Below are 13299 nucleotides of genomic sequence, written 5' to 3'. Positions count from 1 at the left end.
ACAACCTGGCGCAACACACCCAGCTGCCCCGTCTGTCCCGCGCTCGCACGCGACGACCCCTCTATGCCAGACTCCCCAGACAACGAAGCTCCTGTTCCGAACAAGTCGATCGTGGTAGATCGCTCGTTCTACAGGAGCTTCGCTGCATCCAGCGCCCGCACACGAGATGATCAAGCCAAGCTTCCCGGCATTGACCTACGGCTGAGGTCGGTCCTATCCCCGACCTGCGGAAACATTTCAATGCGGTGATGTGGCGATTCCGCACGGGCAGCCCTTGGCGCGACCTGCCGACCGAGTTCGGGCCCTGGCAGAGTGCGTACGACCGCTTCCGAATCTGGGCGAGGCAGGGCGTCTTCCAGTACCTGATGGAGGCGGTGATCGCTGAGGCCGCCGCCCGCGGCCAGACCGATATGGGTCTGGTCAGCGTGGACTCCGCGACCGCCCGGGCCCACCACCACGCTGCCGGGATGGCCCTGGACCCGGAACAGTTGGCGGCCCTGGAGGCTGCTGTCGAGTCCGAAAAGGGGGCGGCACAAAGGGACAAAAGCTGCAGGACGGACAGGTCGAGGACGAAGCACGCGCCGAGCGGCGACGGGTCCGCCGACGACACCGGGCCCGCTTGAAAGGCGCTGAACTGGGACGTTCCCGGGGCGGACTGACCAGCAAGATCCATGTGGCGGCCGACCGGCGGTGCCGCCCACTGGCCTTCGTGCTCACGCCCGGACAGGCCGGCGACAGCCCACAGTTCACCCCGGTGCTGGAGCGGGTCAAGATGCGCGGTCCCCTCGGGCGCCCCCGGACCAGGCCGGACGCCGTGGCTGCGGACAAGGCGTACTCATCTCGGCGCAACCGCCACTATCTGCGGCAACGCGGGATTCGGGCGGTGATCCCGGAGAAGGTCGACCAGGCCGCGAACCGCAAGAAGCGCGGCAGCGCCGGAGGTCGGCCGGTTTCCCACGACGCGGAGCTGTACAAGGAGCGCAATACCGTGGAGCGGTGCATCAACCGGCTGCGGAATTGGCGCGGCATCGCGTTCCGCTTCGACAAGACTCCAGAGAGCTACGAGGCCGGCCTGCATCTATGTGGTGCGATGCTCTGGCTCCGCAGCATCGCACCACATTCATGATTCGGACTCCAGACAGGACCTAGGTGTACTGACCCGTGAGGATGGGAACGCGGCCGGCACGTGCGGGAGGGTTGAGGGTCCGGCCGGTCAGGACGGCTGCGGGACCGGCAGTGTCTCACCAAGGACGAAGCCGGGGTCGACCTGGGCAGCCAGGTCGGTGCCCGTCTTCGCGTTCCCCCAGCTCTGCGCGTTCTTCAGGTGGAAGTGCACCATCTGGCGCGTGTAGCGCTCCCAGTCCCGCAGCGCGTACGAGTCCTCCGCTGCGTTCTGCAGGACCTGCAGGGCCAGGCGGTTGTCCGCCTCCAGCAGTTCGAACCGGGCCGGGCGGCTCTTCTCCATCGAGCGGACCCACGCGGACGCGCCGACCGTCACCAGGAGGTCGTCGCCCACCTCCTCGCGCAGGAAGTCGATGTCGTCCTGTCCCTGCACCTTGTTGCCGACGACCTTGAGCGATACGCCGTAGTCCCGCGCGTACTCCTTGTACTGGCGGTAGACGGACACTCCCTTGCGAGTCGGCTCCGCCACCAGGAAGGTCATGTCGAAGCGGGTGAACATGCCGGAGGCGAACGAGTCGGAGCCTGCCGTCATGTCTACGACGACGTACTCCTCCGGACCGTCGACCAGGTGGTTGAGGCACAGCTCGACCGCGCCGACCTTGGAGTGGTAGCAGGCGACGCCCAGATCGGACCCGGTGAACGGGCCCGTGGCCATCAGCCGGATCTCACCGTCGTCGAGGCGCACGGGGCGCGCGCACGCGTCGTACACCGGGTTGTCCTCGCTCACCCGCAACAGGCGTGAGCCTTCGCCGGGCGGTGTGGTCTTGATCATCGTCTCGGCGGACGCGATCCGGGGATTGGAGCCCCGCAGGTGGTCCTTGATGAGGGGAAGGTGTGCCCCCATGGCGGGCAGCTCGGCGGACTGGTCCTCGTCAAGACCGAGGGCGGCGCCCAGGTGCTGGTTGATATCGGCGTCCACGGCCAGGACCGGGGCTTCGTTGGCGGTGAGGTGGCGGATGAAGAGCGAGGACAGCGTCGTCTTGCCACTGCCGCCCTTTCCGACGAAAGCGATCTTCATGTTCACCAAGGGTAATCGCATGGATGCTCACGGTGTGCGCAGTGAGTGAAGAAGACCACTCCAAGGTGGGGCGCGCGCCCGGGGTGCGTAGGCTCGGCTTCCATGAGTACGACAGCTGATCCACTCGCGACGCTGGGCGCGCTTTCCGGCGTGCCCGAGGCCGTGGACTCCGTACGCAGGGCCGTGGACCGGGTCTATGGACATCGCGTCATGCGGCGCCGCAGCAACGAGATCACCGCGGAGGCGGCGCTGCGCGGAGCGCGCGGCTCCGCCGCCCTCTCCGGTGCGGACTGGGCGCTCGAAGAGGTGCGCCGGCGTACCGACTTCAGCATCGACGAAGAGTCCCGGACGCTCGGCGCGGCGCTGCGGCTGACGGCGGAAGCCGGTCAGCTGCTGTCCATCTGGCGCCAGTCGCCGCTGCGCGTGCTGGCCCGGCTGCATCTGGTCGCGGCGGGCGGGGCGGGTGAATCGGACGACCTGGTGGGCCGGCCCCGGCTCTCGGGCGAGCCGGTGGACGAGCCGCTGGTGGAGCTGCCTCTGCCGGATGCGGGCCAGGTCGCGGGCCGGCTGGAGGGACTCTCCGAGCTGATCATCGCCGGGGGCTCGGCCCCGGCTCTGGTCACGGCGGCAGTGGTGCACGGGGAACTGATGGCGCTGCGCCCCTTCGGGTCGCACAACGGTCTGGTCGCCCGCACCGCCGAGCGGATCGTCCTGATCGGCAGCGGGCTCGACCCCAAGTCGGTCTGTCCGGCCGAGGTCGGGCACGGTGAGCTGGGCCGCGCGGCGTACGTCGCTGCGCTGGACGGCTACGTCTCGGGAACACCGGAAGGCATGGTGGCCTGGATCGCGCACTGCGGGCGCGCGGTGGAGCTGGGGGCGAGGGAGTCGACGGCCCTGTGTGAGGCGCTGCAGCGCGGCGCCGCCTGACGGGCGTCGGCCGAAGGCTGCCGACCGGCCGGGCAAAGGGTTGCGGCGGTACCAGTGACTGGTACCGCCGCTGGCATGTCGGCCGAGTTACCAAGCGTCCTCGAAATGTGCCCATCAGGCCGGGAACTTTGCCCGTTACCTGGTGCGGCTGGCCCGTAATCGACGGGTCGACGTCGCGTGGGTGCTCAACTTCCATGCTCGGTCCGTGGGGCCTTCTTGCGTGAAAGGTGATCCTCTCGGATGTCCCTGGTCTCGCGGGCCGTGACTCCTTTGTACTACCGCGGTAGAGGAAGCGAAACCCCTGGACCCACTTATTTACTTTTGCTCTCAAATGCGGGCAAAGTTTTCGCATGGCCGGCGGACGCGTCGGCCCGGCCTGCGGCTGACGTACCAGACCAGGCCCGCGGTGGCTGCGGCCGCTCCGACCGCTGCTGCGGCGACGAGCGCGGGACGGGGCGGCATCGAGAACGCCGGCAGTCGCTGCTTGAGGCGCACGGGCCGGTTGAACACAAGAATCGGCCATGCGCGGGCGACAGCCTCGCGGCGCAGCGCCCGGTCCGGATTCACCGCGTAGGGGTTGCCGACCGACTCGAGCATGGGCACATCGGTGGCTGAGTCGCTGTACGCGAAGCAGCGCGTCAGGTCGTACCCCTCCGATGCGGCGAGTTCCTTGATCGCCTCGGCCTTGGTGGGGCCGTAGGCGTAGTACTCGACCTGGCCCGTGAAGCAGCCGTCGTCGCCGACCACCATCCGCGTCGCCACGACGCGGTCGGCACCCAGCAACTCACCGATCGGCTCGACCACCTCCGCGCCGGACGTGGAGACGATCACGACGTCACGTCCGGCGGTGTGATGCTCCTCGATGAGCGACGCCGCCTCGTCGTAGATGATCGGGTCGATGAGGTCGTGCAGGGTCTCGGCGACGATTTCCCGCACCTGCTGGACGTTCCAGCCCTTGCAGAGGGCGGAGAGGTATTCGCGCATCCGCTCCATCTGATCGTGGTCCGCCCTGCCGGCGAGGAACACGAACTGGGCGTAGGCGGTACGGAGAGCAGCTCTGCGGCTGATCAGTCCGCCTTGGTAGAAGGACTTGCTGAAGGTCAGCGTGCTCGACTTCGCAATGATGGTCTTGTCGAGGTCGAAGAAGGCGGCTGTTCGCGGCAAGGAGTGGTTTTCCACGAGGCGAGCATAGGCGCCCACCATTCGGCGTATGCTGCGGCGCGTGGGTTTGCCTGAGAAGGCTATCGGGTACACCATGGAAGTCACGGATCGTTCGCGACCGTGCTACCCCGGTCCGACTCCTCCCCCCCCGAGTCGGCCGTGGAGACGACCCCCGTTCTCCCCCCCGACGGGGGTCGTCGCATGTCCGGACGCGTTTTTGCCCTCCGGCTCTGATCATTTCGCCCCCTCGTGACCTGCGTCGGCGGATGCTCCTTGCTCAGTAGACGCGTCACGCTGTGTAGTTGTTCCGCCGCTCTCCGGAAGTCACCGGAATAAGTGAGCGGGATATTCACAACCCGTCGGTTGTCCCCAGTTTTTCAGCAAGATCCACACGATTTCTCGGATCCCCGCACGGTGATTCCCGTCAGCGAAGTTCGCGGACGCAGGAATCGCAGGGAGAGGGGGCACAGATCGTGGCTGGATCCATCACACCCGATCGACTGCCGGCCGCCGAAGCACGGCAGGGCAAACCGCTGATCGTCACCGAGGACGTCGACCTGCTCGACGATCTGCTGCGGCTGTGCGCCGCGGCGGGCGCCGAGCCGGAGGTCCACCATGCGCTGCCCGAGCGCAGCGGCAGCTGGGAGAGTGCTCCGCTGATCCTGGTCGGTGACGACGCTGCCGACCGGGTCCACGGTGCGCTTCTGGGGCTGGGCGGCGTGCGCAGACGCGGCGTGATGCTCGTGGGCAAGGATCAGGACGACCCGGATGTCTGGCGGCGCGCGGTCGAGATCGGCGCCGACCACGTGCTGCGGCTGCCCGACGCGGAGAGCTGGCTCGTCGAGCGCATCGCCGACGTGGCGGAGGGCGTGGGGCGCCAGGCCCTGACGGTGGGGGTCATCGGCGGGCGGGGCGGGGCCGGCGCTTCGACGCTGGCGTGCGCACTCGCGGTGTCAGCGGCCCGGGCCGGCCGGCACACGATGCTGATCGACGGTGATCCGCTGGGCGGCGGTCTCGACGTACTGCTTGGTGGAGAAGCGGCGGAGGGCATGCGGTGGCCGGATTTCGCCGCGTCCCGGGGGCGGGTCGGCAGCGGCGCCCTGGAGGAGTCGCTGCCGGAACTGCACGCGCTGCGGGTACTGAGCTGGGACCGGGGCGATCGCGTCGTGATCCCGCCCGAAGCAATGCGCGCGGTCCTGGGCGCCGCACGCCGACGGGGCGGGATCGTGGTCGTCGATCTGCCGCGCCGGGTCGACGAGACCGTGGCGGAGGCGCTGACTCAGCTGGACCTGGGGTTGCTGGTGGTCCCGGCGGAGCTGCGGGCCGTAGCGGCGGCAAGCCGGGTTGCGTCTACGGCCGGCATGCTGCTGCGGGACCTGCGTGCGGTGGTGCGCGGTCCGTACGCCACCGGACTCGATGTGGAGTCAGTGGCCCACCTGCTCGGGCTGCCGCTGGCCGGCGAACTACCAGTGGAGTCCGGGCTGCTGGATGCGCAGGCAAGTGGCACACCACCGGGTGGCAGCGCGCGCGGTCCGCTGGGCCGCTTCTGCGCGGCTTTCTGGGAGCAGGCCCTCGCCGGGAGCGGCGTCTCATGAGCGCCGGAATGCTGGACGCGGTACGCCGCCGCCTCGCCGAGAGCGGGGCGGAGCCGACACCGGCCAGGGTGGCCGCCGCGCTGCGCGCCCAGGGGCGGCTGCTGGGGGATGCGGAAGTGCTGGGTGTGGCGCAGGAGTTGCGCTGCGAGCTGGTGGGAACCGGGACGCTGGAGCCGCTGCTGGCCGATTCGTCGGTGACGGACGTGCTGGTGTCCGCTCCCGATCGAGTGTGGGTGGACCGGGGCGTCGGCCTCGAACTCACCGGGGTCTGTTTCACCGACGCTGCGGCGGTGCGCAGACTCGCGCAGCGGCTCGCGGCGGTGGCCGGGCGACGACTGGACGACGCGCGGCCGTGGGTGGACGCCCGGCTGCCCGACGGCACGCGCATGCACGCGGTTCTGCCTCCCGTATCGGTGGGATCGACGTGCCTGTCACTGCGGGTGGTGCGGCCGAAGGCGTTCACGCTGGTGGAGCTGGTCGATGCGGGGACATTGCCGCCGGGCGGTGACCGGGTCCTGCGGGCCCTGATCGACGCCCGGCTGTCGTACCTGATCAGTGGCGGTACGGGCACCGGCAAGACCACGCTCTTGTCGACCTTGCTAGGTCTCGTCGGGCCGGGGGAGCGGATCGTGCTGGCCGAGGACTCGGCCGAGTTGCGGCCGGACCATCCGCATGTGGTGCGACTTGAGTCGCGGCCCGCGAACCAGGAGGGCGCGGGACAGGTCACGATCCAGGACCTGGTGCGGCAGGCCCTGCGCATGCGGCCCGACCGGCTGGTGGTCGGCGAGGTGCGCGGGGCGGAGGTCACGGAGCTCCTGGCTGCGCTGAATACCGGGCACGAAGGAGGCTGCGGGACCGTGCACGCCAATGCGGCGGTCGATGTTCCCGCCCGCCTCGAGGCACTTGGAGCGGCCGCGGGCCTCGACCGGGCGGCGCTGCACAGCCAGTTGGCCGCGGCCCTCGCGGTGGTGGTCCACCTCGTGCGGGACCGGGGCGGGCGGCGGCGGGTCGCCGAAGTGCACGTGCTGGAGCGGGACGCGGCGGGGCTCGTGGTGACAGTACCGGCGCTGCGGTGGGGCGAAGACGCCTTCACGTACGAGCGGGGCTGGGGCCGGTTGCGGGCGCTGCTCGGGGGTGGGCTGTGACCGGGGCCGGGCCGGTGTACGCGGCGGCGCTCTGCGCCGGGGCAGCGGCGTGGCTGCTGGCCGGGCGGGACCGGGATCTGAGGCGGGCGCGGCTGATGCTCGTCGGCGGGGCGGCGGATCCCGGCCGGCCGACAGAGCTGTGGCATCGGCTGATGGCGGTGGCACGGGACCGGTTGCGCCGGGAGTGGCTCTGCGTTCCGGTGGCGGCGGTCGGGGCGGCGCTGGGCGAGTCGGTGCTGCCTCTGGTGGCGGGCGTGGTGGCGGTGCCACTGGTGGGGCGGCGGCTGCGGGCCGGGGAGTTGCGGCGGGAGCGGGAGCGGCGGGCGGACGAGGTCATCGCGTTGTGCGGGGCGGTTGCGGGTGAGCTGCGGGCCGGGAGGGAACCGGGGCAGGCGCTGTTCGCCGCGGTTGGGGGCACCGGTGGTCTCGGTGGCGCGGAGGCTGACGTGATGGCTGCGGCGCGGTTCGGCGGGGACGTGCCTCAGGCGCTGCGAAGGGCGGCGCGGGAGCCGGGGGCTGACGGGCTTGTGGGCGTCGCGGCCTGCTGGCGGGTCGCGGTGGACGGCGGGGCCGGCCTTGCGCGGGGGCTCGACCGGCTGGAAGGCGCGTTGCAGGCGGAACGGGATCAACGCAAGGACCTCCGAGCCCAGTTGGCCGGGGCCTGGGCGACTGTGGCGCTCCTCGCTCTTCTGCCGCTGGCGGGACTGCTGATCGGCAGTGCGCTGGGGGCGGCCCCGCTGAGAGTGCTGCTGCACACACCGGCCGGGATCGGGTGCCTGCTGGCCGGTGGGCTGTTGGAGACAGCGGGCCTGATGTGGGCCCGGCGGATCGTACGGAAGGGGGAGGGCGGATGAGCGGGGAATTCGTCCACAGGCTGGGGGTGGTGGTGGCTTTCGCGGCCGCCGCGGCCTGGCTGGTGCTCACGCTCGGGGCGCGGCGCCACGAGCGACAGGCGCGCAAACGGCTCGCCGCTTTGCTCGCCGCCAGGACGGCGGGTGCCGGGGAGGGCGGCTTCGGGCGGCGGTGGCGGCGGCCCGAGTGGGTGGCGCCGCGGGTGCGGCGTTGGGTTCCGCCGCTGGTGGCTGCCGCAACCGGTTATGTGCTGGTGGGCGGGGTGGTCGGCGGCGCGGTCGGGGCGCTCGTGGGATACGGGACGGTGCGGTGGCAGCGCCGGCGCAGGCCGCGCGAGGAAGACCCGCCCGACACTCGGCGGCTGCCGCTGGCCGCAGATCTCCTCGCGGCCTGCATTTCCGCCGGCGCCGGGCCACGGGAGGCGGCGGAGGCCGTCGGGGAGTCGCTCGGCGGGCCGGTCGGCGAACGGCTGGCGCGGGTGGCGGCCGAGTTGCGGCTCGGGGGCGAACCCGCCCAGGCATGGGGCCGGCTGGGGACGATACCGGGCGCCGGAGGGCTGGCCCGCTGCCTGGAACGGGCGGGCGCCACCGGGGCTCCTGCGGCCGAGCCGGTGTCGCGGTTGGCCGAAGGCCTTCGTGCGCAGAGGGCGCGGGAGGCCGCGGCCCGGGCCCAGCGGGCGGGCGTACTGATGGTCGGCCCGGTCGGACTGTGCTTTCTGCCGGCCTTCCTGGTGGTCGGTGTGGTGCCCGTGGTCATCGGACTGGCAAGCGGACTGATGAGCAGCAACTAACCCTGGAGGAAGCGATGTTGACAAAGGTGTGGACAAGTATGTGGACAGGGATGCGGGCATGGACGCGAGGTGCGGCGCGCAGGCTCGGCAACAGGGTGGCCGGCGGCGCGGACGCCGGAATGACGACGTCCGAGTACGCCATGGGGACGATCGCGGCCTGCGCCTTCGCCGCCGTGCTCTACAAGGTCGTCACGAGCGACATGGTCTCGTCAGCCCTGGAGTCGGCCGTGGGGAAGGCGCTCAATGGAGCCTTCTGAAAGCGGTCGGCGTGGATCGGCAGGCCGTGCTGTGGCCGGCCGGGCCGGCCCGCAGTGTGAACGGCGGCCCGAGTACGACGGGGGATATGTGACGGCGGAGGCGGCCGTCGTGGTGCCGGCGCTGGTTCTGCTGACGCTGGCGCTGGTCTGGGCGCTTCTGGCGATGTCAGCGCAGATTCAGTGTGTGGACGCGGCGAGGGCGGGGGCCAGGGCGGCAGCGAGACAGGAGACCGAGGGCGCCTCGGTTGCCGCGGCCCGGCAGACGGCGCCGCGCGGGGCGCAGGTCACCATCGGCAGGGAGGGCGACCTGGTACGGGTTGCCGTCCAGGCACCTGCCCCGGGGCTCGGGGTGCTGTCCCTCACGCTGCGGGCCGAAGCGGTGGCGCTGGCGGAGGAATCAGTGGGGGCGGCGCCATGATGGGCGGGAGGAGTTTCGGCGGCGGGGACCGGGGATCGGCCACGGTGTGGGCTGTCGCGGCGGTTGCCGTGCTGAGTGTGGTCTTCGGCGGCGCGCTGGCGGTGGGGCAGGCAGTGGTGGCCAAGCACCGGGCGGCAGGCGCGGCGGATCTGGCGGCCCTCGCCGCCGCTGAGCACTGGATGCGGGGAAAGGCCACCGCCTGCGCTGAAGCGGCGGAGGTGGCCGGAGCTCAGGGTGCGCGTCTCGTGAGCTGCGCGGTCTACGGGGAGATCTCCGACGTCGCTGCCGAGGCCCGCGCGGGCCCTTACAGCGTGGCTGTGAGGGCCAGGGCGGGGCCGGCGGGCCCCGTGGCTGCCGGGCTCACTCCGCGGCCTTCTCCGTGGCAGCAGGAGCCTGCCGGCTCTCCGGGGCCGTCAGACCCTCAGGGTCGGCAGGGTCGGCAGAGTCGGCTGGGTCGCCCGGATCGTCGGGGGCTCCCTTGAGGAGGGCCGTGAGGAGGCGGACGGCGGCACGTTTGTCGAGCGGTTCGTTGCCGTTGCCGCACTTGGGCGACTGGATACAGGACGGGCAGCCCGCGTCGCACGCGCAGGAGGCGATCGCGTCGCGGGTTGCCGCTAGCCACCCACGGGCGGTGTGGAAGGCCCGCTCGGCGAAACCGGCGCCGCCGGGGTGACCGTCGTACACGAACACCGTGGGCAGCAGGGTGTCCGGGTGGAGCGGGACCGACACGCCGCCGATGTCCCAGCGGTCGCAGGTGGCGAAGAGCGGTAGCAGGCCGATCGAGGCGTGCTCGGCGGCGTGCAGGGCGCCGGCCAGCTGCTCCGGGTCGATGCGGGCGGCGTCGAGCTGGTCCTCGGTGACCGTCCACCACACGGCGCGGGTGCGCAGCGTTCGGGGAGGGAGGTCGAGCTTGGTCTCACCGAGCACTTCGCCGGTGATGAGTTTGCGACGGAGGAAGGAGACGACCTGGTTGGTGACCTCGACCGAGCCGAAGCACAGGCGGCCCTCGCCCCAGGGAATCTCGGTGTCGGTCTCCAGGACGGAGATGGCGGTGGTATCCCGGGCGGTGGTGGAGTACGGCGGGTTGGCCTCCTCCACCAGAGCCACAGCGCCGTGCGGGTCGTCCAGGTCCAGGTGCTTCACCAGGTACGTCCGGCCCTGGTGGAGGTGTACGGCCCCGTCATGGACGGAGGTGTGGGCGGCGGACGCGTCGACCGTGCCCAGCAGACGGCCCGTCGCGGCCTCGACGATCTGCACGGGGCGGCCGCCTTCGCCGCGGATGTCGGTCAGGTCGGCGGCCCGCTCCCGGCGGGTCCAGTACCAGGACCTCCCCCGGCGGCGCAGCAGGCCGGCCGCCTCCAGCTGGGGCAGCAGCTCGGCGGCGGCGGGCCCGAACAGTTCCAGGTCGGCGTCGGTGAGAGGGCTCTCGGCGGCGGCGGCGCACAGATGGGGGGCGAGGACGTACGGATTGGCGGGGTCGAGGACGGTCGACTCCACCGGTTGGCGGAACACCGCGTCGGGATGGTGGACGAGATACGTGTCCAGGGGGTCGTCGCGGGCCACGAGGATCGCGAGCGCGCCCTCGCCCGACCTGCCGGCCCGCCCCGCCTGCTGCCACAGGGAGGCGCGAGTGCCGGGAAAACCGGCGATGAGAACGGCGTCGAGGCCCGACACGTCGATGCCCAGTTCGAGTGCGGTCGTCGCAGCCAGGCCGAGGAGCTCGCCGGAGTGCAGGGCACGTTCCAGGGCGCGGCGTTCCTCGGGCAGGTACCCGCCGCGGTAGGCGGCGACCCGCCGGGGGAGCGAGCGGTCCACGGCGGCCAGGCGTTCCTGCGCGATGAGGGCGATCAGCTCGGCGCCGCGCCGGGAGCGAACGAAGGCGACCGACCTGACGCCCTGCACGGCCAGGTCGGTGAGGAGGTCGGCGGTCTCTGCGATGGCGGTGCGGCGTACCGGCGCTCCCTTCTCGCCGTGCAGTTCGGTCAGGGGCGGCTCCCAGAGGGCGAAGACCAGTTCGCCGCGCGGGGACGCGTCGTCGGCGACCCCCCGGACGGGCAGCCCCGTGAGACGGCCCGCAGCGAGTGCCGGCTGCGCCGCGGTGGCGGAGGCGAGGAGGAAGACGGGGTGCGAGCCGTACCGGGCGCACAGGCGACGTAGCCGGCGGAGCACCTGGGCGACATGTGAGCCGAACACGCCGCGATAGGTGTGGCACTCGTCGATGACCACGTAGCGAAGAGCGCGGAGGAAGGAGGCCCAGCGGGGGTGGGAGGGAAGGATTCCGCGGTGCAGCATGTCTGGATTGGTGAGGACGTAGTTGGCGTACTGACGTACCCATTCGCGCTCTTCGACCGGGGTGTCGCCGTCGTAGAGCGCGGGCCTGACCGCATGGCCCAGCGGCCCGGCCAGGGCCTGCACACCGCGGCGTTGGTCGGCGGCCAGCGCCTTGGTGGGGGCCAGGTAGAGCGCGGTCGTGCCGCGGCCGTTCGCGGCCTCGGAACCGTCGAGGAGAGCGGTGAGAACGGGAGCGAGGTAGGCGAGGGACTTGCCGGACGCCGTTCCGGTGGCGACGACGACGGACTCGCCATCCAGGGCATGCTCCGCCACCTGCGCCTGGTGGGTCCACGGATGGGCGATCCCGGCCGCCTGGATTGCCGAGATCACTTCGCTGCGGATGCGGTCGGGCCAGACTGCATGGGAACCCGCACGCGGGGGCAGGTGCTCCGTATGAGTGATGCGCGAGGACCGGCTCTCCCCTGCGGCGAGCCGGTGAAGGACCGCACCGGGAGAGGGGCGCGCACCCGCGTTCCCCGGTGGTCGACTGGGACCCTGATTCTTGGCCATCGGCACCGAGTGTGTCACTGGCGTGACGGACAATGGTCCCAAGGCGTCGTGCATGCCTGCTGGTAAGTGATTGAATGCCATCGCGGCTGGCGTTCCGTCCTCTGGCTCCGCCGGGGAGACCTCAGGGGGGCGGCCGCTCGATAGCAAGGTGCTGGAGGATCCGTGGACCTGTCCCTGTCGACTCGCAATGTGTCCGGACCTGGTGGTGACCGTACGGTCGTCATGGTCGGTGGCGAGATTGATGTGTATACCGCGCCCAAGCTGCGCGAGCAATTGGTCGAGTTGGTGAACGACGGAAGTTTTCACCTGGTGGTCGACATGGAGGCCGTGGACTTCCTCGACTCCACCGGGCTCGGCGTGCTCGTGGGCGGACTCAAGCGTGTCCGGGCCCATGAGGGCTCGCTGCGACTGGTCTGCACCCAGGAGCGCATTCTCAAGATCTTCCGAATCACCGGACTGACCAAGGTGTCCCCATTCACACCTCGGTCGACGAAGCCGTCGCGGCCACCGACTGACGGCTTCCGGGACACTGGAAGAAGGAGAGCAGGGGACCGGGCTGCCTGCCCGGGCCCCTGAGAAGCACGCTCGTACGTCCGAGGGGGACGCCATGCCCACCGTTGAACTCCGCTTCAGCGCTCAGCCCGAACACGTCAGGACGGCCCGTCTGGTGGCGGCCGCCGTGGCGCGCAGGGCCGGGGTGGACGAGGCCGTGCTGGACGAAGTCCGGCTCGCGGTCGGCGAGGCGTGTACCCGTGCGGTGGGACTCCACCGCAGCAACGGCATCGCGGCTCCCGTCCGGGTCGCTCTGACCGAGGAGGAGAAAACTTTCTCCATCGAGGTCGGGGACGAGGTGCCTGGCTCGGGCAGTTCGGCCGGTTTGGTTCCCGGGGTGCGTGGCACCTCGGGGCCCGGGTCCGGACCTGGCGCCGGCTCCGAAGCTCTCGGCTCGGACTCCGAAGCGGATTCCGACGGCGAGGACGAGATGGGGCTGGCGGTCATCAGCGGTCTGGTCGACGATGTCGAGGTCATTACCGGCGAGTTCGGCGGAGTGATCCGCATGAGCTGGCCGACGACACCTGCGCCGTCGATTCCCTGATCGTTGTCGGCCCCGAT

Annotated in this window: 11 protein-coding genes and 3 pseudogenes; 11 read left to right on the top strand and 3 right to left on the bottom strand. The window is 71.1% G+C overall.

The window, feature by feature from the left end:
* Nucleotides 1-194 precede the first annotated feature (194 nt).
* Nucleotides 195-1126 (top strand): annotated as a pseudogene (locus tag ACU6WZ_RS12385) (IS5 family transposase); the annotation flags it as partial.
* A gap of 87 nt (nt 1127-1213) precedes the next feature.
* On the opposite strand, the gene ACU6WZ_RS12380 reads toward ACU6WZ_RS12385, so the two are convergent.
* Nucleotides 1214-2206, bottom strand: coding sequence for an ATP-binding protein (locus ACU6WZ_RS12380; RefSeq protein ID WP_447033345.1), 993 nt, complete (start codon nt 2204-2206; stop codon nt 1214-1216).
* 96 nt (nt 2207-2302) lie between these two features.
* Here ACU6WZ_RS12380 and ACU6WZ_RS12375 point away from each other — a divergent pair, with 96 nt between their 5' ends.
* Complete coding sequence (locus ACU6WZ_RS12375) at nt 2303-3127, top strand: Fic family protein (RefSeq protein ID WP_447033343.1); 825 nt, start codon at nt 2303-2305, stop codon at nt 3125-3127.
* A gap of 327 nt (nt 3128-3454) precedes the next feature.
* On the opposite strand, the gene ACU6WZ_RS12370 is transcribed toward ACU6WZ_RS12375, so the two are convergent.
* Nucleotides 3455-4330 carry an HAD family hydrolase gene (locus ACU6WZ_RS12370; RefSeq protein ID WP_447033341.1) on the bottom strand — a complete coding sequence of 292 codons (876 nt, stop codon included), beginning with the start codon at nt 4328-4330 and terminating at the stop codon, nt 3455-3457.
* A gap of 431 nt (nt 4331-4761) precedes the next feature.
* On the opposite strand from ACU6WZ_RS12370, the gene ssd reads away from it, so the two are divergent.
* The 7 genes and pseudogenes from ssd to ACU6WZ_RS12335 form a co-directional block, all read left to right on the top strand.
* A complete protein-coding gene (ssd, locus tag ACU6WZ_RS12365) occupies nt 4762-5883 on the top strand; it encodes a septum site-determining protein Ssd (protein WP_447033340.1) in 1122 nt (373 codons plus the stop codon).
* Entirely contained in the window at nt 5880-7028 is a 1149-nt protein-coding gene (locus ACU6WZ_RS12360; RefSeq protein WP_447033339.1) for a TadA family conjugal transfer-associated ATPase, read from the top strand. The genes ssd and ACU6WZ_RS12360 overlap by 4 nt, the downstream gene beginning before the upstream one ends.
* A complete protein-coding gene (locus tag ACU6WZ_RS12355) occupies nt 7025-7882 on the top strand; it encodes a type II secretion system F family protein (RefSeq protein WP_447033337.1) in 858 nt (285 codons plus the stop codon). Before ACU6WZ_RS12360 ends, ACU6WZ_RS12355 begins: the two co-directional genes overlap by 4 nt.
* Nucleotides 7879-8670, top strand: a complete 792-nt coding sequence (locus tag ACU6WZ_RS12350) for a type II secretion system F family protein (protein WP_447033336.1) — start codon at nt 7879-7881, stop codon at nt 8668-8670. Before ACU6WZ_RS12355 ends, ACU6WZ_RS12350 begins: the two co-directional genes overlap by 4 nt.
* A gap of 50 nt (nt 8671-8720) precedes the next feature.
* Nucleotides 8721-8927 (top strand): DUF4244 domain-containing protein, encoded by a 207-nt coding sequence (locus ACU6WZ_RS12345; RefSeq protein ID WP_447033335.1) that lies wholly within the window; start codon nt 8721-8723, stop codon nt 8925-8927.
* Complete coding sequence (locus ACU6WZ_RS12340; RefSeq protein WP_447033334.1) at nt 8914-9345, top strand: TadE family type IV pilus minor pilin; 432 nt, start codon at nt 8914-8916, stop codon at nt 9343-9345. The genes ACU6WZ_RS12345 and ACU6WZ_RS12340 overlap by 14 nt, the downstream gene beginning before the upstream one ends.
* A pseudogene (locus tag ACU6WZ_RS12335) lies at nt 9342-9623 on the top strand (Rv3654c family TadE-like protein); the annotation flags it as partial. The gene ACU6WZ_RS12340 and the pseudogene ACU6WZ_RS12335, both read left to right, overlap by 4 nt.
* 82 nt (nt 9624-9705) lie before the next feature.
* On the opposite strand, the gene sftH reads toward ACU6WZ_RS12335, so the two are convergent.
* The gene (gene sftH, locus ACU6WZ_RS12330) at nt 9706-12267 is read right to left on the bottom strand and encodes a DNA 3'-5' helicase SftH (RefSeq protein ID WP_447033333.1); all 2562 of its coding nucleotides are present in this window, start codon (nt 12265-12267) and stop codon (nt 9706-9708) included.
* Nucleotides 12268-12348: 81 nt separating this feature from the next.
* Here sftH and ACU6WZ_RS12325 point away from each other — a divergent pair.
* Nucleotides 12349-12701: pseudogene (locus ACU6WZ_RS12325) on the top strand (anti-sigma factor antagonist).
* 92 nt (nt 12702-12793) lie between these two features.
* The gene (locus tag ACU6WZ_RS12320) at nt 12794-13282 is read left to right on the top strand and encodes an ATP-binding protein (RefSeq protein WP_447033331.1); all 489 of its coding nucleotides are present in this window, start codon (nt 12794-12796) and stop codon (nt 13280-13282) included.
* Nucleotides 13283-13299: the final 17 nt, after the last annotated feature.

This window comes from Streptomyces hypolithicus (genome assembly GCF_052934925.1).
The sequence above is the reverse complement of the archived record's forward strand: the minus strand, read 5'-3'. Positions and strand labels throughout refer to the sequence as shown.

Bases quoted from the DNA above. Each gene is read 5' to 3' on its own strand.
- ACU6WZ_RS12370 (WP_447033341.1), bottom strand. From the start codon at position 4,330: ATGGTGGGCGCCTATGCTCGCCTCGTGGAAAACCACTCCTTGCCGCGA.
- ACU6WZ_RS12375 (WP_447033343.1), top strand. From the start codon at position 2,303: ATGAGTACGACAGCTGATCCACTCGCGACGCTGGGCGCGCTTTCCGGC.
- sftH (WP_447033333.1), bottom strand. From the start codon at position 12,267: ATGGCATTCAATCACTTACCAGCAGGCATGCACGACGCCTTGGGACCA.
- ACU6WZ_RS12345 (WP_447033335.1), top strand. From the start codon at position 8,721: ATGCGGGCATGGACGCGAGGTGCGGCGCGCAGGCTCGGCAACAGGGTG.
- ACU6WZ_RS12340 (WP_447033334.1), top strand. From the start codon at position 8,914: ATGGAGCCTTCTGAAAGCGGTCGGCGTGGATCGGCAGGCCGTGCTGTG.
- ACU6WZ_RS12350 (WP_447033336.1), top strand. From the start codon at position 7,879: ATGAGCGGGGAATTCGTCCACAGGCTGGGGGTGGTGGTGGCTTTCGCG.
- ACU6WZ_RS12360 (WP_447033339.1), top strand. From the start codon at position 5,880: ATGAGCGCCGGAATGCTGGACGCGGTACGCCGCCGCCTCGCCGAGAGC.
- ACU6WZ_RS12320 (WP_447033331.1), top strand. From the start codon at position 12,794: ATGCCCACCGTTGAACTCCGCTTCAGCGCTCAGCCCGAACACGTCAGG.